Source organism: Kribbella ginsengisoli, assembly GCF_039537185.1.
Classification (GTDB): Bacteria; Actinomycetota; Actinomycetes; order Propionibacteriales; family Kribbellaceae; genus Kribbella; species Kribbella koreensis.
On the sequence record NZ_BAABAA010000010.1, the window covers coordinates 192,078 to 212,132 of the forward strand.

Annotated in this window: 17 protein-coding genes; 8 read left to right on the top strand and 9 right to left on the bottom strand. The window is 67.8% G+C overall.

Annotation, left to right across the window (positions count from 1 at the left end):
• Positions 1–40 precede the first annotated feature (40 nt).
• The 3 genes from ABD768_RS31360 (at position 41) to ABD768_RS31370 (ending at position 5,758) form a co-directional block, all read left to right on the top strand.
• Entirely contained in the window at positions 41–4,834 is a 4,794-nt protein-coding gene (locus ABD768_RS31360) for a DUF2961 domain-containing protein (protein ID WP_344846613.1), read from the top strand.
• Positions 4,835–4,845: 11 nt separating this feature from the next.
• Complete coding sequence (locus tag ABD768_RS31365; protein ID WP_344846615.1) at positions 4,846–5,367, top strand: isochorismatase family protein; 522 nt, start codon at positions 4,846–4,848, stop codon at positions 5,365–5,367.
• A gap of 160 nt (positions 5,368–5,527) precedes the next feature.
• The gene (locus ABD768_RS31370; protein ID WP_344846617.1) at positions 5,528–5,758 is read left to right on the top strand and encodes a hypothetical protein; all 231 of its coding nucleotides are present in this window, start codon (positions 5,528–5,530) and stop codon (positions 5,756–5,758) included.
• A 3-nt stretch (positions 5,759–5,761) separates the two neighbouring features.
• Here the strand turns inward: ABD768_RS31370 and ABD768_RS31375 are convergent, their stop codons facing one another.
• From ABD768_RS31375 to tyrS, 4 genes are all read right to left on the bottom strand, one after another.
• The gene (locus tag ABD768_RS31375; RefSeq protein ID WP_344846619.1) at positions 5,762–6,589 is read right to left on the bottom strand and encodes an NAD(P)H-binding protein; all 828 of its coding nucleotides are present in this window, start codon (positions 6,587–6,589) and stop codon (positions 5,762–5,764) included.
• On the bottom strand, positions 6,586–7,296 hold the full coding sequence (locus tag ABD768_RS31380; protein WP_344846621.1) for a 3-keto-5-aminohexanoate cleavage protein: 711 nt from the start codon (positions 7,294–7,296) through the stop codon (positions 6,586–6,588). Before ABD768_RS31380 ends, ABD768_RS31375 begins: the two co-directional genes overlap by 4 nt.
• Before the next feature lie 482 nt (positions 7,297–7,778).
• Positions 7,779–8,963 carry an aminoglycoside phosphotransferase family protein gene (locus tag ABD768_RS31385; protein WP_344846623.1) on the bottom strand — a complete coding sequence of 395 codons (1,185 nt, stop codon included), beginning with the start codon at positions 8,961–8,963 and terminating at the stop codon, positions 7,779–7,781.
• Between the two features lie 10 nt (positions 8,964–8,973).
• Positions 8,974–10,179: a tyrosine--tRNA ligase gene (gene tyrS / locus ABD768_RS31390; RefSeq protein ID WP_344846625.1), complete on the bottom strand. Its 1,206-nt coding sequence runs from the start codon at positions 10,177–10,179 to the stop codon at positions 8,974–8,976.
• 346 nt (positions 10,180–10,525) lie between these two features.
• Here tyrS and idi point away from each other — a divergent pair, with 346 nt between their 5' ends.
• Positions 10,526–11,116, top strand: coding sequence for an isopentenyl-diphosphate Delta-isomerase (gene idi, locus ABD768_RS31395; RefSeq protein WP_344846627.1), 591 nt, complete (start codon positions 10,526–10,528; stop codon positions 11,114–11,116).
• Positions 11,117–11,168: 52 nt separating this feature from the next.
• On the opposite strand, the gene ABD768_RS31400 is transcribed toward idi, so the two are convergent.
• A complete protein-coding gene (locus ABD768_RS31400) occupies positions 11,169–12,167 on the bottom strand; it encodes a 2-dehydropantoate 2-reductase (RefSeq protein ID WP_344846629.1) in 999 nt (332 codons plus the stop codon).
• Between the two features lie 146 nt (positions 12,168–12,313).
• Here ABD768_RS31400 and ABD768_RS31405 point away from each other — a divergent pair, with 146 nt between their 5' ends.
• Positions 12,314–12,715, top strand: coding sequence for a methyltransferase (locus tag ABD768_RS31405; protein WP_344846648.1), 402 nt, complete (start codon positions 12,314–12,316; stop codon positions 12,713–12,715).
• Here the strand turns inward: ABD768_RS31405 and ABD768_RS31410 are convergent.
• On the bottom strand, positions 12,712–13,350 hold the full coding sequence (locus ABD768_RS31410) for a TetR/AcrR family transcriptional regulator (protein ID WP_344846631.1): 639 nt from the start codon (positions 13,348–13,350) through the stop codon (positions 12,712–12,714). The two genes, ABD768_RS31405 and ABD768_RS31410, sit on opposite strands and share 4 nt — an antisense overlap.
• 64 nt (positions 13,351–13,414) lie before the next feature.
• Here ABD768_RS31410 and ABD768_RS31415 point away from each other — a divergent pair, with 64 nt between their 5' ends.
• Together ABD768_RS31415 and ABD768_RS31420 are read left to right on the top strand one after the other, a co-directional pair.
• On the top strand, positions 13,415–13,873 hold the full coding sequence (locus ABD768_RS31415; protein ID WP_344846633.1) for a VOC family protein: 459 nt from the start codon (positions 13,415–13,417) through the stop codon (positions 13,871–13,873).
• A gap of 1 nt (position 13,874) precedes the next feature.
• Positions 13,875–15,968, top strand: a complete 2,094-nt coding sequence (locus ABD768_RS31420; protein WP_344846635.1) for an AAA family ATPase — start codon at positions 13,875–13,877, stop codon at positions 15,966–15,968.
• A 146-nt stretch (positions 15,969–16,114) separates the two neighbouring features.
• Here the strand turns inward: ABD768_RS31420 and ABD768_RS31425 are convergent, their stop codons facing one another.
• Positions 16,115–17,134 (bottom strand): aldo/keto reductase, encoded by a 1,020-nt coding sequence (locus ABD768_RS31425; protein WP_344846637.1) that lies wholly within the window; start codon positions 17,132–17,134, stop codon positions 16,115–16,117.
• A gap of 111 nt (positions 17,135–17,245) precedes the next feature.
• Here ABD768_RS31425 and ABD768_RS31430 point away from each other — a divergent pair, with 111 nt between their 5' ends.
• Positions 17,246–18,157 (top strand): AraC family transcriptional regulator, encoded by a 912-nt coding sequence (locus tag ABD768_RS31430; protein ID WP_344846639.1) that lies wholly within the window; start codon positions 17,246–17,248, stop codon positions 18,155–18,157.
• On the opposite strand, the gene ABD768_RS31435 is transcribed toward ABD768_RS31430, so the two are convergent.
• Positions 18,154–19,113, bottom strand: a complete 960-nt coding sequence (locus tag ABD768_RS31435) for an ABC transporter permease (RefSeq protein WP_343980692.1) — start codon at positions 19,111–19,113, stop codon at positions 18,154–18,156. The genes ABD768_RS31430 and ABD768_RS31435 overlap by 4 nt on opposite strands.
• Positions 19,114–19,125: 12 nt before the next feature.
• Positions 19,126–20,049 carry an ABC transporter permease gene (locus ABD768_RS31440; protein WP_343980696.1) on the bottom strand — a complete coding sequence of 308 codons (924 nt, stop codon included), beginning with the start codon at positions 20,047–20,049 and terminating at the stop codon, positions 19,126–19,128.
• Positions 20,050–20,055 lie beyond the last annotated feature (6 nt).

Below are 20,055 nucleotides of genomic sequence, written 5' to 3' on the forward strand. Positions count from 1 at the left end.
ACATCTGAGAAATCGATTTCCCAGATCGTGAGGTCCGCCCATGACCAGCTCCCTCAGACGCGCCGTGGCCGCCCTTCTCGGCGCTGTCCTGGTAGTCCCGGCCACCCTCCAAACAGCAGCCGGTACGACGTACGCCCCCGCCCCGGGCAGCGGCAACAGCAGCAGCGCCGGCCGTGGCGCCGGCACCGGCAACGGCCCCGTCGGCTGGGACGCCTACCGCCATCTCGACCGCCTCCCCGAACTGCAGACCGGCGTCCGCACCAAGCAGTTCTCCAGCTTCGGCCGCGACGGCACCAACAACGACGGCTTCGACGGCACCTACTCCTGCCTGAGGACCACCGCTCAAGGCTGCGTCATCGCCGAGGATGACGGCCCCGGCGAGCTCGCCTCGATCTGGTTCACCCGCGACGAGGGCGACGTCCGCAAAACCGGCACCATCACCGTCGAGGTCGACGGCAAGAAGGTGCTCGACGCCGGCCTCCAGGACGTGGTCGACGGCAAGCGAGGCGCGCCCTTCGTCTACCCGCTGGTCGCCAACGCCCTCCAGACCAGCGGCGGCGTCTACATCCGCGTCCCGATGCCGTACCAGAAGTCGATGCGGGTCACCGTCCAGAACAACCCGCTCTTCTACCACGTCGACTACCGCGAGTTCCCCGACCCGGCCGGCGTCACCACCTTCGACCCGGCCGACAAAGCAGAAGACGTCATCGCCCTCCTCAAGGCGTCCGGCACCAAAGACCCCAAACCGGCCCAACCGCAGGCCAGAACCACGAAGACCCCGGTGACCCTTGCCCCTGGCAAGCAACTGTCGATCGCCGACACCCACGGCCCCGGCGAGCTCAGCGCGCTCAAGCTGAAGCTGCCACAGCTCGTCGGCCTCGACCTGAAGAGCTTCGCCGACGACGGCCGCGCCTTCCTCGGCGGCAGCAAGTTCACGCTCAGGATCGACCCCGCCAACACCGGCGTCAAACTGATCCGCCGGATGGATCTGCGGATCGGCAACCAGCGGGCCAAGGTCTTCGTCGACGGCGTCCAGTCCGGTGAGTGGACGCCGCTGCCGGCCAAGGGCGCGCAATGGGCCGACCAGGTGGTCGACCTCCCCGCCAGTGCGACCGCCGGCAAATCGCAGATCGAGATCCGCAACGAGTTCGTCTCCTCCGACCTCGACTTCAACGAGTTCACCTACTGGGCCGACTCGGTCATGAACCAGATAGTCAAGCGCACCGACACCCTCGACGTCGGCCCGCAGCACGTGGCCGACGAGCAGGCCCACGCCTACCAGATCACCAAGCAGAACTGGGAAGGCTCCCACTCGATGCCGTACGCCGCCACGCCCGCCGACGCCGAACGCGTCAAACCGTCCGACGCCCTACTGTCCGGCGTACGAATCCAGGTCACCGTGGACGGCCAGCAGCGCGTCGACGCCCCGCTCGGCGAATTCTTCGGCTCCGGCCTGGGCGAGAACGACGTCCGCTCCCTCTTCTTCGCCATGGACCCCGACGGCTGGTACCAGTCCTGGTGGCCGATGCCCTACCTCACCCGCGCCACCGTCAAGCTCGTCAACACCACGCAGTACCAGCTGTCCGCCGGTCAGGCCGAGGTCACCGACGCACGCAACGTCAAAGCGGCAGCCGACCTCCTCACCGGCAAGACCGGCTACTTCACCGCGATCTCCCACCGGGCACAGCCCGCCATGGGCAGCGACTGGCTGATCGCGGACACCACCGGCCGCGGCAAGTTCGTCGGCGTCTCGCACACGATGGAAGGCCTGCAACCGGACGGCAACACCCGCGGCTACCTCGAGGGCGACGAGCGCGTCCACGTCGACGGCGAGCGCACCCCGGCCATCCATGGCACCGGCACCGAGGACTACTACGAGTCCGGCTGGTACTTCAACCAAGGCACCTACTCCACCCCCTTCCACGGCAACTCCGGCCACGAGGTCCAGGCAGGGGAGTGCAAGAACGAATGCGACAGCGCCTTCCGCCTGCACATCACCGACTCGATCAACTTCCAGAACCAGCTCACCTTCGGCATCGAACACGGCCAGCAGGACGACGTCCCCGCGATCTACGGCTCAACCGCCTTCCTGTACTCCGCTGCAAAGCAGAAGTTCGGCGCCCGTGAAACCGACCGCCTCGATGCCGGCGACCCGCAAAGCCGCCGGCAGCACCAATACACGGACGGCCCGACGGCGACCCAGGCCGACCTGACCAGCGTCTACGAAGGCGACCACGACGACATCGCCGTCACCGACCAGGTCAGGACCAGCGCAACCCCGATCCGCTTCACCGCAAAGGTCGACCCGGCCAACCGAGGCGTGACGCTACGCCGTACCAGCGACCAGAACTCGCCTGGCCAATCGGCCAAGGTGTTCGTCGACGGCAAGGAGGTCGGCACCTGGTCGCAAGCCCTCGGCAACACCAAGCAACGTTGGCTGGACGACAACTACCAGTTGCCCGCAGCAACCACCACCGGCCGCACCAAGCTGACCATCGAGCTGAAACCGGCCACACCCTGGACGGCAGCCGCCTACGTCGTTCAATCTCAAGTCAGCCCGTACGCCGACCGCCGCGCCCCCGGCCAGGTCCAGAACCTGACCGCCACCAGCCGCGCCGACAACGCGATCGCACTCAGCTGGTCCGAGCCCGCCGATGAGAGCGGCATCGCGAAGTACACCATCTATGCCGCGAAGAAGAACGAAGCCGAGAAGCTGGTCGGCACGAGTCGCGTGCCCGGCTTCGTGCACAAGGGAATCGGTCTGGAGGAGACCTGGACGTATCGCGTCGCGGCGACCGACCTGGCCGGCAACACCGGACCGAAGTCCGCGACGGCGCAGGCGACCTCGGGAAGCACGATCCGGATCGAAGGCGAGTCCATGCTCCCGGCCGACGAGGCCACGGTACCGGTCGATCCGCAGGGCAACTGCTGTGGCGTCAACTGGTCGGCAGGCGCGCAACTCTGGATCCACGGCGCAAAGGCCGGCGACAAGGTAGTCCTGCCCTTCACCGTCCCGACCGCCGGCGACTACACCCTCTCGACCGTGCTCACCAAGGCCGCCGACTACGGCATCGTCGACCTCAGCATCGACGGTGCCGACCTAGCCACCTTCGACGGCTATGCGGCAACCGGTGTCAGTACGGCAAAGGTCGACCTCGGCGCCAAGCAGCTTGCTCGAGGCAAGCATCAACTAGGCATCACGGTGACCGGAAAGAACGCAGCCGCGATCGGCTACCTGGCAGGCCTCGACCTGCTCGATCTGGAGTTGTCCGTGATCAAGAAGGAGTCCTTCAGCAAGACCGAGAAGGTGGTGGCGGCCGGGAAGTTCGTGAAGGTCTACGACCCGAGCGTCGGCGAGTCCAGCCCCTGGTACTACAACGACCACACGATGGTCCAGGACCGCAGGACCGGCACCTGGCACGTCTACGCGATCACCCACGCCGAGCCGGCCGACCCGCTCGACGAGAAGAGCTTCGGCCACGCGACCGCGCCGTCGCTGACCGGTCCGTGGACCAAGCAGCCACCGGCGCTGTTCGCCGATCCGGCAGTGGGCGAGACCCACATCTGGGCGCCTTACGTGATGTACGACCGGGGCACCTACTACATGTTCTACGCGGGCGGGACGGCAGACCATACGGCGTACCGGCTGTCTGTGGCGACGTCGACCGATCTCGTGCACTGGACGAAGAATCCGGCGAACCCGCTGTTCACCGACGGCTTCGACGGGCGCGATCCGATGGTGCACAAGGTCGGCGATCAGTGGGTGATGTACTACACCGCCAACTCGACGCCGAGCGGCGGCAACCACATCGTCGCCTACCGCACCAGCACGGATCTCATCCACTGGGGCGAGCGGCAGGTCGCGTTCCAGCACCCGCAGGCCGGGACGTTCGGTGGGCCGACCGAGTCGCCGTTCGTCGTCCAGCGCGGCAAGGACTGGTACCTGTTCGTCTGCTGCGACGGTGGCTACGAGTCGACAAAGGTCTACAAGAGCAGGGATCCGCTGCACTTCACGATCGACCAGCTGGTCGGGACGATCCAGTCGCATGCGGCGGAGGTCGTCCAGAACGGGGACGACTGGTACGTGACGGGCGCCGGCTGGGGGAAGGGCGGGCTGTTCGTCGCGCCGCTCGACTTCAGCAAGACGCAGGTCACGCAGGGGATGGTGGTCAGCACGAAGTACTACCGAGCGACGGTGCAGACGACTCCGCGGGCGGTTCTGACCGCGCTGGATGTGGATCCGGCGGGACAAGCTCAGTACAAGCCCGCGCTGGATGCGTCGTCTCGGGCGACCGCGCCTTATCTCGGAGTCGGTAACTTCGGCGCGACCGATCTGACTGGCGCGGCGGCGCAGGTACAGGCGGAGGGCGACGCGCTTGCGCTCAAGGGCATTCCGCTCGGCGATGAGCTGATCACGGTCGATTGGTCCTTCGCCTTCAGTGCGAAGACCTTCGATACGAGCCTGCGCTGGCAGGTCACCCAACCGTCCGCGCCGCTCTGGGAGGTCTCCTTCAACGTCGACTCCGCGCTGACCGACCAGGGCGATCCGGCCGGCTTCGGCCGCGACGGCGACTACCCCGGTCTGCCGAAGTGGTCGATGGCGACGAGTCCGGGGTTGAGCGTCGTCTCGGCGTACAAGCAAGGCTCGGCGTGGGCGGCCGACAACCACTGGTACGACCCGGCGAACGCGGCCATCGCCTGGCAGCCCCGCTGGCAACCAGGCGGCCGCGCTTGGCAGCCCGGGACCTACGACGGCGGCACCTGGCGCTTCGGCTTCTCCGCCACCGAGAAGGACACCGCCTTCGCCGACAGCTTGGCCTCAACCATGTCGTAGTCTCCGAAAACGTGACCACACTCGAGCCTCGTACCACGGCATTGCTGTTGATCGACTTGATGCCGAGGATCATCGCGCTGGACACCGCGCCACTGACCGGCGCGGAGGTACTGGAACGCAGCACAGCATTGGCCCAAGCCACCAGAGCCGTCGGCGGGCTGGTCGTCAACGTCCGGGTCGAGCGTCCCGGCGTTGACGTCCAGCCCGAGGGCAGCGGCTTCGCGCTCGACCCGGAGCCAGGGGACATCGAGATCGTCAAGCGCACAGTCGGCGCCTTCCACCTCACCGGCCTGGACGACGTACTGCAAGAACACGGCATCAAGACCGTCGTCCTGGCCGGCATCGCCACCAACTTCGGCGTCGAGTCCACCGGCCGCGCCGCCGACGAACACGGCTACGACACGATCTACGTCACCGACGCGATGACCGGCCTGGACGCCGCTGCCCACGACTTCGCCATCTCCTACGTCTTCCCCAGATTCGGCACCGTCTGCACCGGCACGGAGTACGTAGCAGCCCTCAGCCCCGCCTAACCCCAGACGGCCCGGCCACCCGCCCAGACGGCCAACCGCCCGCGATACAAAGTGGGTTGTGGTAGCGAATCGATTACTTTCCGCTATCTTCAGGCTCGAGCCACGGAAAAGTGGTGCTGACTGTTTGCGCGCCGGCGGAAAGTAAGAGCACGCTAGAGGCATGACGAGGCCGGCCACGCTTGGTGCCGAGAGCTCCGCCCCTTCCGTTGCGCACTATCCGCATTCCAGAGACGACTGCGCCGAATGCCACGGGCACGACGCCGACGTCATCGCGCGCTGGCCCAATCACGAGGTGCGCTGGTGCCATCGCTGTACCGGCGTCGCGCTCGCTCTGGTGGTCAACCTCGGCTACGAGGTCACCGTCCGCTCCCTCGACCGCGTCGGCACCTAGCCGCTAGCTGAACAGCGCGGCGTTCTCCCTGGCCCACTGCTGCAAGGTCCGCGGCGCGTGCCCGGTCACCTGCTCGACGGTGTCCGTCACCGTCGTCTCGTCGATGATCCCGTCGCGATAGAACGACTCGATCGCCTCCGCGTACTTCGCCGGCATCGACCCGAACACTTCCTCGTGCGTCTCGTCCGCACTCAGCTCGACAGCCTGCAAGGGCCGCCCGATCGCCTCGGCCACGATCGCCAGCTGCTCGGCCGGCCTCAACGCCACCGGCCCACTCAGCCGGTACGCCGCTCCCGCATGCCCGTCCGCCGTCAGCGCGGTGACCGCGACGTCGGCGATGTCGTCCGGATGAATCGTCGAGATCGGTACGTCGGGGAACTGCAGCCGGACCACGTCGCCCGCCTGGATCTGCGGGAGCCAGCGCAGCGTGTTCGACATGAACGCGTTCGGCCGCAGGAACGTCCACTCCAGCCCCGATTGCTCGACGGCCGCCTCTGCCTCGGCGTGGTACTGCGCGATCGCGTTGTCCGTTCTCGTCCCGACGATCGAGCTGCTCGACAGCAGGGCGGCCCGGCGTACACCGGCCTGTACTGCGTTCGCCAGCAACTCCTTCATCCGGTCGTAGCCGGCAAGCAGGAACAGCCCGCTGACTCCGTCGAGGGCGTCGGTGAAGGTGTCCGGTTGGTTGAGGTCGCCGACCACGGCCCCGACACCGGGCGGCAACTCGACCGGCTTGCGCACGAGCGCCTTCGCGGGGATGCCCTGCGCGGCCAGTGCTCGTACGACCGCTCCACCCGCGTTGCCGGTCGCGCCGGTCACCAGGATCGTCATCGATTCCTCCTCACGTAGCCGACCAGTTGGCCGTTGTCGGTGACGCTCTCTCCGTCCGGGCCGGTCAGCATGTCCTCGAAGCCGGCCCGCAGTCCGTAGCCCTGCCGGCGCGCCCACTCCAGTACCGGCCACGCCCACTCGCCTTCGCCATGGACGACGAGCTCGACGCCGGTCGGGAGCACGTCGAGTACCGCCTGCGCTGCCGCGATGCCGTCCGTACCGGGTGAGACCCCGGGGATCGCCTCCACGAGCAGCCGCACGACCGGACCACGCCAGTTCAGGAACTTCCGGGCCGCGTCCGGGGTGAAGAGACCCGCCTCGATCCCGATCCCGCGCTCGAGCAGCAGCCTCGCGATCTGCTCCGCGCCGTCCTCGTGCCAGTTGACGCTCGCGAAATCCGGTCCGGCGTCCCACTCACCGAGCAACGCCAAGCGGGTGGGCAGGTCCGGCTCGATCTCCTCGCGGGTCGACACACCCAGCGGCAGCTCGGGACACCGCTCCCGTACTGCGGTGACGGCCGGCTCGACGTCGGCCCAGCGCAGACTCTCCCGCCCCTCCGCGTCGCGCGGATGGAAATGCACCGCCACAGCACCCGCCACGACAGCGTCGTACGCAGACTGCGCGAGCTCGGCGGGAGTCAGCGGTACGGCGGGGTGATCGGCGCGCGAGCGATCGCCGTTGAGGCAGCACTTCAGGATCGCATCCATCGCTGACCACAGTGCCAGACAAAGGGGCGATCCCGAACCGGATTCGCGGCGTACGGGGTGCCGCCGGAAAGGAAGTCAGCAGGAATCTCGAATTCGGCCGGCGGCCGGCGCACGTAGCGGTCGTGAGTGCGTACCCAACTCGGCGGGTAATCGCTTGCCTTCGGCGTGTCGGAGTGGTTGGTGGGGGTTGTGCGTGCGTGGCGGTGCGGGTTTGGCGACTTGTGCTCGGTGTGAGTGGATCCGTTGCCGGGAGATGCGCAGGTGGAGCACTAGGTGCCTCAGGCAACTGGTTTGGGAGGGCGGCGGGGTGTTTCCGTCCAGTCGCTGGGCGGACGGGGTGCTTTGCCCGGTGGGGGCGCCGCCGGGTGGGGTCGGCTGGCGGGTTGTTCGGCCGGTGGCGACCTGCAGGGTGGGAGTGGGCGAAGTAACGGGGTTCGTTGGCGGGGTTGTGGCGCTGGCGTGATGTTTCGGCGTGCCTGGCGTCAGTGGTCCGGGGTCAGCGTTGCTTGGATGGCGGCGCGGATTTCGTTCGTGGGGTCGTCCTCGTGGTAAATGCGTTCGTCGGGTTCGATGTTGTCGAGGAAGCGCTGGTAGGTGGCGGCGCCGAGCAGATGGATGAGGACCGACATCGGCTTGAGAGCGCGCAGCGGATTGCTGGATGGGTGGGCGGATTGCCAGGCGGTGGTCCAGGTCTGGACGGCGAGCGGGCGCTTCTCGGTGGGGAGCCAGTTGGTGAGGCGTTGGAGGTCGGTGGCGGGGTGGCCGACGTAGCTGTCGGCCCAGTCGACGATGACGCGGTGGGTGCCGTTGGAGCGCCAGTTGCCGGGGTGGAAGTCGCCGTGGACCAAGGTGTTGGGGAGGCCCGCCGAGTCCAGCTCGGAGATGATCGCCGGGAGTTGGGCCCGGAGGGTGTGGGCTTGGGTCAGTTCGGTGGGGGTGAGGCGGTCGCCTACTTCGCCTGCGAGTAGGCGGTCGAGTTCCGCCGGGAGGTCAGCGGGGAGTAGGCGGGGCACGCGGAGGTTGTCGTCGGCGATCGCGGCTTGTACTGCGACCCAGCGGCTGACGATGTCTTCGATGGTGGCCCGGTCGGGTTCCCAGCAGTCGGTGCCGGGGGCGTGGGCGAGGAGGGACCAGCGGTTCTCGAGGTCGATCCCGAGAACCGCTGGTGCGAGCTGCGAGTCGTACTGGTGAACGTGGTTGATCACGTCCGCGTCGACGCTGCAGAACCGGCTGGTCGCCTTCGCCCAAGCGCCGGCGTCAGGCAATTGGATCAGGCAGGAGAGGTTCCAGGTCTTGTACTGGACCGGCTTGCCCGCGGCCCCGACGATCCCGGTCGCCCAATCCACCAGCCGCTGCGGGCCGTCGACCTCGGCCCAAGTCGCTCGCAGCGGCTGCGCAGCGATGATCTCCGGCCAGTCCGCGCGCGGCGTCGGATCGAGTACGCCGGCCCGCGGCTCCCCAGCCACCTGGACATGGAAGACGACCCGGCCGCCATGCCCTAGCTCCGCGTTGTCCGCGTGCACGAGGCGCAGCACGAAGGTCGGTACGCCGAGCAGCTCGTCGAGATAGCGAGTCGTCGCCGCGACCTCGGACCACCACGGCCGGTCCGCCTCGAACAGCGGTACCTGACCCAGGTACCGGCTGCCGAGGCTGACCAACGCCTCCACGGTCTTCGTTTCAGACGTCGGCGACGACGCGGTGGAAGGTCCGGGAACCGGAGCGGAGGGTGACGGGCTCGGTGAGGGGGACGGGTTGGTCATGGCTGAGCACTTTCTGGTCGTCGATCGAGACTGCTCCCTGGCGGATCAGGCGGCGGAGTTCGGAGTTGCTCAGCTCTGGACGCGCCGCCTGCAGCAACTCCAGGATGGTCGGCCGGGAGGTCTTCACTGCGATCTCCGGTAGATCGGCCGGGACACTGCGATGACTGAACTGCTCGGTGAACGCCGCCCGCTCGGCCTTCGCGACGTTCGCACCGTGGTAACGGGTGACGATCGCCGCGGCCAGCTTGAGCTTGGCATCGCGAGCAGGTGGACCGCCATGTGCCGCAGCCTCGCCGAGCGCCGCGACCAACTCCAGCGGAAGCTCGCTGTAGACGTGCGCGTACGTCTGGACGAGCGTGTCCGGCAGGCTCATCAGCTTGCCGAACTTCTCCTTCGGCGAGTCCGTCAGCCCGATGTAGTTGTTCAGCGACTTCGACTGCTTCGGCCCACCGTCGATCCCCGGCGTGATCGTGGTGATCACGACGGCCTGCGGCGGCGCCCCGAGCCGCTGCTGGAAATGCCGCCCGAGCTGCTCGTTGAAGAGCTGGTCGGACCCCACGATCGTGAGATCGCTGTCCATCGCGAAGCTGTCGTAGCCCTGCAGCACCGGGTAGACCAGCTCATGCAGCGCGATCTCCCGCCCGGCGGCCACCCGGTCGCGGAACATGTCCCGCGCCATCAACTGCGCCTGCGTCACCTGGCTGAACAGCCCGAGCAGCGTCGCCACCTCCATCGATCCGTACCACTCGGAGTTCCGCCGTACTTCGAGAACGTCCGGCTCGGTCCGCAGCACCAGCGAAACCTGCTCGAGGAACGACGCCGCGTTCACCTCGATCTCCTCGGGCGTCAGCGTCGGTCGCGTCTCCGAACGCCCGGTCGGGTCGCCGATCCGGGTGGTCAGGTCGCCGAGCAGGAAGACCACCTGGTGGCCGAGATCCTGCAACTGGCGCATCATCCACAGGTTGACGGCATGGCCGAGATGCAGATCGGGCGCGGTGCAGTCGACGCCGTACTTGATCCGCAGCCTGCGCCCGGACGCGAGCCGGTCGATCAGGTCCTGCTCGCCGACGATGGTGTCGGTCGTCCGCCGCAGCCGTTCGAGCACGGCCGGTACGTCGGTCATTCTGGATCCTCTCGGGGAACAGAGGCACCCGGTCCAGCGCCTCCGGCAACGGAAAGAGGCAGGAACCACGACGGTTCCTGCCTCGGAGGCTCTGGGGTGGAGCGAACTACGACAGCAGGCCGGCTCGTCCCAGAGCCGGTCGATACTGCGCGGGTCGCTTGATCACCGGCTCAGGCTAACAGCGCCGAGCTCGACCGGGTACCGAGTTGATTCCAGCCGCCGGCCGACCAGGCGGCCGACCTCGTCCGGCGGCAACCAATCCGGTCATCGACCAGTCGACGTCGGCGAAGGTACCGGGGGCGTCGGCCGGTCACCGAGCTGCAGGCGGAACCGTTAGGCTCGCTGGGTGGAGACGGAAATGGTGGTCCTGGTCGATGATTTCGGCCGCGCGGTCGGGACCGAGGCCAAGGCGACGGTGCATCACAGCGCGACGCCGCTGCATCTCGCGTTCTCCAGCTACGTCTTCGACGAGCGCGGGCGGTTGTTGCTGACGCAGCGCGCGTTCGGGAAGCGGACTTGGCCGGGCATCTGGACCAACAGTTGTTGTGGGCATCCGCTGCCGGGTGAGTCGATGGAGTCCGCGGTGCGGCGCCGGCTGGCCGATGAGCTCGGGTTGGTCGCTTCGTCAGTGGAACTGGTACTTCCGGAGTTCCGGTATCGCGCGGTGATGGCGGACGGGATGGTCGAGAACGAGTTGTGCCCGGTGTTCCGGGTGACGTGTGCCGGGGAGCCGGTGGCTGATGAGGCTGAGGTCGCGGCGTACGAGTGGGTCGAGTGGGTCGATCTCGGCGTACGGACCGATTTGTCGCCTTGGTGCGTACTGCAGCTGAAGGAGCTGGCGGCGCTTGGTGAGTCGCCGCTGGAGTGGCCGGTCGCCGATGCCGGCCGGCTGCCTGCCGCCGCTCGAATGGGCAGCTCTGGGCGGGTTGATAGGTAGGGCCGCCTGGCCTCCCTCCGCTCCCACCTCCGCAGCCAGTTGAATGGTCGTCTCAGGCTGAGGTGAGGAGTTTCAGCAAGGTGGGGCCGGGGATGGCTGTGGTGTCGCCAGCTTCGGCTTGCCGGATCAGGTCGATCAGCTTGCTGTTGATGGGTGCCTGGCGGCCGAGGGATTCGGCGAGGCGGACCACCTCGCCGTTCAGGTAGTCGATCTCGGTGCGGCGGCCGGCCTGGAGGTCTTCCCACATGGAGGTGCGGGCGTGTGGGTCGATCGCAAGCATCTTGCTGGCAAGGCGTTTGAAGAGGAAGTCGGGGAGGCTCAGCAAGGCAGGCAGGCGGTGTGCGGGGACGGCGGTGACCTTGGCCGGGGTGATGCCGGCGGCCTTCAGCAGCGCCAGGGTTTCGGTCTGGGCGGCAGCGAAGGAGCGGCGGTACGCGCGTTGGGCCAGCTCGTCGCGCAGGGGCAGGTCGGAGAGCGCGTTGACCGGGTTGTTGAGGTTGAGCAGCAGCTTCGCCCACTGGACCGGCAGGATCTCGTCGTGCTGCGTCAGCGGCAGTCCGGCTCGCGCGAACGCGTCGACATACGGCTCCAACGCCGCATGCTTCTGTACGTCGAGCTTGCCCTGCGTCCCTTGATGAAACGACCCGCTGCCGCGGTTGAGCACGTTGAACGGAACCATCCCGGTCAGCACGGTCTGCTCCGGCAGCCGCTCGTGCAGCACCTCGCCGTTGCGGATCCCGTTCTGGAAGCTCACGACAGTCGCACCGGGCTCGAGCACCGACGCGAGTTCGTCGGCAGCGTCCGCAGTACCGGCGGACTTCACCGTGACGAGCACGAGGTCGGCCTCGGCAGCAGCGGCCGGCGTCGTCTCATAACGCACAGCCGGTACGACGAGATCGGCGCCGAGGTAGTCGGTCAGATGCAGCCCATGCTCAGCCACCTCATCGGCCAGCCGCTGCCGCCCGACGAAGACGACGTCCGCGCCACCAGCCGCCAACCGTCCGCCGACGTAACAGCCAATCCCACCCGCGCCATAGACCGCGATCGCCACTACCCGCCTCCTCCTGCATAGTCATCAGCCACTACGTCAGCTTCCATCCCAGCGGATCAGCCACGTCAGCTCTCATCCAAGCGGATCAGGGCGCGGTCCGGCAGTGGGGTCGTCTCGCCGGTCAACTGCTGGAGCGTGGCCCACAACTGTTCGAGCTCGCGGAGGTGCTGCCTGAGGCCTCGAAGACCTTCGAGGCCGAGGGTCTGAGCGATCGCGTCGAGCTGGTCGCGGGTGACTTCTTCGTGGAGGTGCCGCCCGGCGATGCGTACCTGATCAAGAGTTGTGTGCACAACTTCGGCGACGAGCGGGCGATCGAGCTGTTTGGCGTACTCCGCCGTGCCGGCGCGCCGCTGCTGCTGGTCGACACGATGATCCCGGCCGGGAACGAGCCGCACTACTCGAAGTTCGACGACGTCGAGATGATGGTGATTGCCGGCCGCAACGACCGTACCGAGGCGGAATGGGCCGCGCTGGTGACCGCTGCCGGGTTCGAGCCGGGTCGAGTGGTTCGGTGTGACGAGCGGTTCTCCTTGCTGGAGGCCTTCTAGCCGATCAGCAGGTCCGTCAGTGTGGTGGCAAGCCATTGCTCGTACCGGTCCCAGCCCCACTCGCGCTCGTTGACGAGTCGATGGCCCAGGTCGGAGCCGTTGATCGACCAGAGGATGTCCGCGGCGCTGTCGATGTCGAGTCCGGCGCGCAGGCCGAACTTCTCGGCGAGGTGGCCGGCCATGTAGCGGCAGCCGAACGCGAGTTCGCCGTCGAGGGTCTTGAGGTACTCCGTCAGGTCGCGGTCGCCGGTGGAGGCCTGGGCCCGGGCCATCCGGATCAGTGGGGTGGTGCGCTCGGCGATTCCGCGGGCGAGGCCGGCGTACAGGGCGAGGCATTCACCGGCGGTGGGTGCGCCGGCGATCGCCTGGTAGATCGGGCGGTCGACCATCGGGATCGGCTCGTCGTCGCCGGCCAGCAGTACGTCGTACGCGGCCTTCAGGACGGCCGGCTTGCCGCCGATCACGTTGTAGACGGTCTGCACGCTCACTCCGGCCTCGCCGGCGATCGCTGCCAGCGTGGTCCCGAGATAGCCCTTGTCGAGGAACAGGGCGCTGGCCGCGGTCAGGATCCGGCTGCGGGCCAGCTCGGTCTGCTCACTGCGCAGGGCGCTGGAGTAGCGGCGCTTCTCGGTCACCGGGACGAACTCCTTGACACTTCGTTGGAATCAGCTTCAAACTAATTGTATGTAGTTCAATCCTATGACTTCGGGGGACCTGATGAAAGCCGAACTGGACGGGATCTTCGCCGTGAAGCTCCCGGTGAAGGAGCTGGCGACGAGCCGGCGCTGGTACGAGAAGGTCTTCGACCTGACGACGCAGTTCGAGTTCCCGGACGAGCACGGGGTCATCCGCGGAGTCGCCTACGACGCCCCAGGCCTGGGTAACAGCGGCCTTGCCCTCCGCGAACGCCCCGACATAGCCGGCCTCTCCGGCTTCGACCCAGTCCTCTTCGGCGTCAAGGACAAGTTGGCCGTCGACGCCTGGGTCGACCACCTCACCACGCTCGGCATCGACCACCAGCTGGTCCTGGCCACGATCGGCTGGCTCGTCATCTTCCACGACCCCGACGGTCTGGAAATCCACCTCTACAGCCGAGAACGCCACGGCAAAGAGCTAGCCGGTACGCCGGGCCGCGGCCGACCCGCCACCGGAGCCTGACATGAACCCCGCCCACGCACCCGAGGCGCGCCGCGCCGCGTTGCCCGGTGGCCCGGTCGCGGGCCGAGGCGCCCGGCCCGCCGGTAGCCCCGACGCTCCGGCCGACGAGCGGGTGGCCGTGGTGCGGGCTGCCGCTCGGCGTGCTCTGGGCGGGAATGGGTCTGTGGTGTTGGTGACTGGCGAGAGTGGAGTTGGGAAGAGCAGTCTGCTGCGGGTGCTCGCGGGTGAGTTGGCGGGCGAGCTTCGAGTGGTGGCCGGAGCCTGTGATGACGTGCGGGAGCCGGTTCGGTTGGGGCCGTTGCGGGAGGCGGGGTGGCGGGTTGAGGTCGGCTATCAGGAGTTGTTGGTGGGGTTGGGGGAAGTGCCTACCGCGTTGTTGATCGATGACATTCAGTGGGCTGATGACGCGACGCTTGATCTGGTGGGGTACTTGGCTCGGCGGGTGGAGGGGTATCCGCTGGTCGTCGTACTGACGTTGGCTGACGACAGTCGGCTGCCGGAACGGCTGCATCGCTGGCTCGGGGGACTGGCGACTGCAGGTGCCCGGAGGTTGCCATTGGCGCCTTTGGGGCTCGACGAGGTCCGTCGATGGGTCGCCGGTTCCAGGGCGGAGCAGTTGTATGCGTTGACGGGCGGGAATCCGTTCTACCTGTCGGCGATGCTCGCTTCTCCCGGGACCGGCGTACCGGATGCCGTCCGCGACGCGGTACTGGCGAAGACCGCGCGGTTGAGCGATGCGTGCCGGTCGGTTGTCGAGCAGTTGGCGGTGCTGCCGGGGACGATCGATCTGGGGCTGGCCGAGCGGCTGACGGACGGCGACGAGGAGTTGCTGGCGGAGGCGGAGCAGTACGGGTTGCTGGAGGCGCGGCACGAGGGGATCGGCTTCCGGTACGAGATCGTCCGGCTCGCGATCGAGCAGGGGATGCGTGGGTTGGCGCGACGGCGGCTGCACAAGCGCGCGCTCGACGTACAGGCTGGTCAGGGTGAGCGGTATCTGGCTCGCCTCGCGCATCACGCGATCGCGGCGGCGGATGTCGAGGCGGTTGCTTTGTATGCTCCGCGAGCCGGCCAGCAGGCGGCCGCGGCCGGTGCGCATGACGAGGCGCTGTGGCTGTTCGATGCGGCGTCGCGGTTGGGTCTGTTGCCGGCGGATCACAGGACTGCGTATGCGTGGGAATTGTTCAACGCTTATCGGTGGGATGAGGCGCGGGAGGCCGGTTTCGACTTTGACTCCTTCCAGGATCGAGTCGACTGGCTGGAGACGCTCTACCACGAGTCGCGCTGGGACGAACTCGCCTCAGTAGTTGCCGAGTGCAACCGTCCCGGCCAGGATCTGCTCACCACCCTGCACGCCCTGATCCAGCTCCGCCGCGGCGACTGGGCCAGAGCCGAGGCCGCCCTCGAACCGCTCCGCTCCAACCCAAGCGACTTCATCCGCTCACGTGTCGAGGCAATCGCCGCGCGCTTGCTGGTACGCCGCGGGCAGCCGGCCGACCCGAAGGGCGAGCCCGCGTACGTCGTACCGGTCTTGATCGAGCAAGCCTTCCTGGCTGGAGACCTCGAGCGGATCGCAGCGCTACGCGACGAATGGCGCGCCCTCGAATCCACCCCGATCTGGCCTGAGCTCCACCGGTACTACGTCCGCGCCGGCCTCGAGCCGGCCACCCGCCACTGGAAGCAAGCCGCCGACGAGTGGGCGCGGCTGGGCGACACCTACGAGCAAGCGCTGGAGCTGGCCCGATCCGGCGAAACCGAACCAACCCTAGAAGCCCTGCGCCTGCTAGACGCCCTGGACGCCCGCCCCGCCGCCGACCTCGTCCGCCGCCGCCTCCGCAAACTAGGCCTCCGAGTCATCCCCCGCGGCCCCGTCCCCACCACCCGCGCCAACCCCATCGGTCTAACCGCCCGACAAGCCGACGTCCTGACCCTCATCGCCGAGGGCCTGACCAACGCCGAGATCGCCGAAAAGCTGATCCTCTCCGTCCGCACAGTCGACCACCATGTCTCCGCCATCCTCACCCGCCTCAACGTCCCCACCCGCCGAGAAGCCGCAGCCGCCGCAACCCCACCCCCGAACACCACCGCAGTCGCCTGACCCTGCTCCGTTGAGAGCGTCATTCGGTTTCCGCCTGGAAAGAATCGGGCCGGGCCCCAGACGGACCCGGCGATTCTTTGTACGGCGGACGCGCAGCTCACCTCATCGGTGACACCTGCCCGTATCTCGCCCGCCACCCGCCCACATCAAGCGGCAGGGTGGCGCCAACTCTGATCGGCCTGCAACCAATTCGGGTAGCGCGCCGCCGGCCGACTGACCTCGTCCAGCTCGGCCAGGTCCTCCGCAGTCAGCTCGAGCTCCACCGCGGCCAAGTTCCCGGTCAGCTGATCGAGCCGCTTGACCCCTGCGATCACGCTCGTCACCGCAGGCTGCGCCAGCACCCACGCCAGGGCCGTCTGAGCCACCGTCGCCTCCCGCCGCTCCGCCACCTTCCGCAGCACATCGACGATGTCGTAGCCGGCCTCGGGATCAACCGGCGGGAACCCGGTCTTCCCGTGCCGCGCCTCAGCATCGGTACTGCCGTCGCGACCGAACTTGCCAGACAGGAACCCGCCGGCCAGTGGGCTCCACACGATCAGCCCGACCTTCTCCTCAGTCAGCAACGGCACCAGCTCGGCCTCGATATCCCGGCCAGCCAGCGAGTAGTACGACTGCGACGCGACGAACCGCGACAACCCGAGCTGATCCGACTTGCCGAGCGCCCGGGCGAGCTGCCACGCGGCCAGGTTCGACGCACCCAGGTACCGGATCTTCCCGGCCCGCACTGCGTCGTCGAGCGCGCGCAGCGTCTCCTCGATCGGCGTGATCGGGTCGATGTTGTGGATCTGGTACAGGTCGATGTGATCGGTCCCGAGTCGCCGCAGGCTCGCGTCCAGCGCGTTCGTGACGTGGTACCGCGACAGCCCGGCGTCGTTCGGCCCCGGTCCCATCCGTGCGGCCAGCTTGGTCGCCAGGATGACCTCGTCGCGGCGGGACTTGATCACCCGGCCGAGAATCTCCTCGGACTCGCCGTCGGCGTACATGTCGGCCGTGTCGATCAGGTTCACCCCCGCGTCGAGGGCGGTGTTGACGAGCAGCCCGGCCGCGGCGTCGTCGAGCCCGCCGACGAAGTTCCAGGGCGGCGTACCGGCCCCGCCGAAGGACATGGCGCCCAGCGCGATCCGGGACACGTACAAACCAGTCGCACCAAGCTGAGCGAACTTCATTGCGTTCTTCCTCTCGTGGTCTACTCACCACGCTAGGAGGACGACCGTGCATACTCCATGAGTAGGCGTCCGGACTACTTGATCGAGCGTCCGAGGCTGAGAGGAGCCGGGATGGATCCGCTGTCGGAGATGCTTGCCCTGCTCAACCTCCAGGCCGCGCTCCCGTCCCGCTTCGAGGCGGCAGGCGACTGGGCTCTCGAATTCGGCGGGTACGCCGACATCAAGGTCGGCGCCGTTCTGGAGGGTAGTTGCTGGATCACCGCGGAGGGCTGCGAACCGTTGCATCTGGCAACGGGTGACTGCTATCTGGTGGCCAGCGCCCGGGCCTTCGGCGCAACCTCCGATCCCGCCCTCGCTCCGGTGGACGGGACCGCCGTCTTCGAGAACGGCGGCTACCCGGACACCGTCCGGTACCAGACCACCGAAGGCGCTCCGGACCAGACGGTGATCGTCGGAGGCGCGGTCGACTTCGACCAGACCACCGCGGCGTTGTTGCTGGATCATCTACCCACCACCGTCCGGATCCCTGCCGACAGCAAGCCCGCTGCTGCTCTCCGCCCACTGCTTGAGCTTCTCGGCGAGGAGTTCGCGCACGCCGAACCCGGTGCCGCCACCGTGCGCGACCAGCTCACGAAGGTGCTCTTCGTCCAGGCGCTCCGGGCGATGATTGCCTCCGACGAGCGTCCGTCCGGCTGGCTGGGCGCGCTCGCCGACCCCAGCATCGGCGTGGCGCTGGAGTTGCTGCACCGTGAACCAGCCCGCCGGTGGACCGTGGCCGAGCTGGCGGAGAAGGTCGGCATGTCCCGCAGTACCTTCGCGCTCCGCTTCAAGACCCTCGTCGGGATGTCCCCTCTCGACTACCTCGCCCGCTGGCGGATCCAGGCCGCCGGCCGGGTCCTCCGCTCGACCGACCGCACCGTGTTCTCCGTCGCCGGCGAGTTCGGCTACGGCTCCGAGAGCGCCTTCAGCAACGCCTTCAAACGCATGACCGGACAGTCCCCAGCCAAATACCGCGCTCATTAGTGCAACCTCACCCTCGGGTCGAGGACGGCGTAGGCGATATCGACCAGGATGTTCGAGACCACGACCGCCGCGGAGGCGAACAGGACGATCCCGATGATCACCGGCAGGTCCTGCTGGTTGATCGCGGTGATCGCCGTCTGGCCGAGCCCCGGCAGGCTGAACACCGTCTCGATCACGACCACGCCACCGATCAGCTGCCCGAGGTCGATGCCGAACTGGGTGACGACCGGCGTCAGTGCGCTGCGCAGTCCGTGCCGGACGATCACCCGGCGCTCGCGGATGCCTTTCGACCGCGCGGTACGGATGTAGTCCTCACCCAGTACGTCGAGCATCGCGCCGCGGGTCAGCCGCGTGTACGTCGCCGCGAGCAGCAACGCGAGCGCGACCCACGGCAGCAGCATGTGCTGGAACCAGGGCCCGATGCCCTGGGTGATGCTGCTGTAGCCGCCGGCCGGGAACCACTTGTAGCCGGCCAGGGTCAACTGGAAGTACAGGAAGTACAGGAGCAGCAGACCGAGGAGGAATGACGGGAACGAGTAGAAGAACAAGGAGAACAGGGTCAGGCCGCGATCGGCGAGCGACCGGGGATGCACGGCGGAGATCACTCCGTTGAACACCCCGAGCAGCAGCCACAGCACGGCCGCACCGAGCGCCAGTGAGACCGTGATCGGCAGCGCCTGCCCGATGATCGAGGTCACCGCGACCTGGTGGTAGTAGTCGTAGCCCAGATTGCCCTGCACCGCGTTCTCGACGAAGTGCAGGTACTGCTTCCAGACCGGCAGGTCGAGGCCGAGCCGGTGCTTGATCAACTCGATCGTCTCCGGCGTCGCCTGCCGGCCGGCCAGCGTCTGCGCGACGTTGCTGGGGGCAACGAAGAACAGACCGAAGACGGCCAGTGAGATCAGCCAGAGCACCAGGATGCCGTGACCGATCCGGCGGATCAGGAACAGCGCCATCGCAGACTCCCTTCAGCGCAACCGGTCGGCCCGTGGATCGAACGCGTCCCGCACACCGTCGCCGAACAGGTTGAAGGCGAGCGTCGTGACGAGCAGCGCGATCCCGGGGAAGAAGATGAACCACCAGGCGGTCGTGTAGTAGTTCTGCGAGGCGCTGATCATCCCGCCCCAGTCAGCCGTCGGCGGCGGCAGCCCGAGACCGAGGAACGACAACGTCGCCTGCGTGACGATCACGACCGGGATCAGCAGGGTCGTGTAGACGATCACCGGCGCGAGCACGTTGGGCAGCACGTCGACGAACATGATCCGGGTGTCGCCGGCGCCCAGCGAGCGGGCCGCCTCGACGAACTCGCGTTCGCGCAGCGACAGCACCTGCCCACGCACGATCCTCGCCACCGAGGCCCAGCTGAAGAAGCCGATCACGCAGACCGTCACCGTCAGGCTCGGGCCCGTCACCGACACCAGCGCGATCGCCACCAGCAGGAACGGCACCGACAGCACCACGTCGATCAGCCGGGCCAGGATGGTGTCGACGATCCCGCCGAGGAACCCGGCCGCCAGGCCGAGCACGACGCCGATCACGACCGTGATCGCGGTCGCCAGTACGCCGACCAGCAACGAAACCCTCGCCCCGTACGCGATCCGGACCAGGATGTCGCGCCCCAGATCGTCGGTGCCGAGCCAGAACGTCCCGTTCGGCCCCTTGGGCAGCCCGTCCGGCGTCAGCCCGATGTCGCGGTACTGCTCGTTCGGCGGATGCCCGGTGATCGAGGCGAAGACCGGCGCGAAGATCGCCATCAGCACGATCAGCACGATCACCGCCAGCGAGATCATCGCCACCTTGTCCTTGCGCAGCCGCGCGACCGCCAGCACCAGCGGACTACGCCCCTCGATCGCAGCCGCCGGCGCCTCGATCACCTCCAGTGCGCTGCTCATGGTGCC

Excerpts from the sequence above, each read along its gene's own strand:
- ABD768_RS31430 (WP_344846639.1), top strand. The coding sequence starts at position 17,246 with ATGGATCCGCTGTCGGAGATGCTTGCCCTGCTCAACCTCCAGGCCGCG.
- ABD768_RS31420 (WP_344846635.1), top strand. The coding sequence starts at position 13,875 with ATGAACCCCGCCCACGCACCCGAGGCGCGCCGCGCCGCGTTGCCCGGT.
- ABD768_RS31360 (WP_344846613.1), top strand. The coding sequence starts at position 41 with ATGACCAGCTCCCTCAGACGCGCCGTGGCCGCCCTTCTCGGCGCTGTC.
- ABD768_RS31370 (WP_344846617.1), top strand. The coding sequence starts at position 5,528 with ATGACGAGGCCGGCCACGCTTGGTGCCGAGAGCTCCGCCCCTTCCGTT.
- ABD768_RS31380 (WP_344846621.1), bottom strand. The coding sequence starts at position 7,296 with ATGGATGCGATCCTGAAGTGCTGCCTCAACGGCGATCGCTCGCGCGCC.
- tyrS (WP_344846625.1), bottom strand. The coding sequence starts at position 10,179 with ATGACCGACGTACCGGCCGTGCTCGAACGGCTGCGGCGGACGACCGAC.
- ABD768_RS31415 (WP_344846633.1), top strand. The coding sequence starts at position 13,415 with ATGACTTCGGGGGACCTGATGAAAGCCGAACTGGACGGGATCTTCGCC.
- ABD768_RS31435 (WP_343980692.1), bottom strand. The coding sequence starts at position 19,113 with ATGGCGCTGTTCCTGATCCGCCGGATCGGTCACGGCATCCTGGTGCTC.
- ABD768_RS31375 (WP_344846619.1), bottom strand. The coding sequence starts at position 6,589 with ATGACGATCCTGGTGACCGGCGCGACCGGCAACGCGGGTGGAGCGGTC.
- ABD768_RS31440 (WP_343980696.1), bottom strand. The coding sequence starts at position 20,049 with ATGAGCAGCGCACTGGAGGTGATCGAGGCGCCGGCGGCTGCGATCGAG.
- ABD768_RS31425 (WP_344846637.1), bottom strand. The coding sequence starts at position 17,134 with ATGAAGTTCGCTCAGCTTGGTGCGACTGGTTTGTACGTGTCCCGGATC.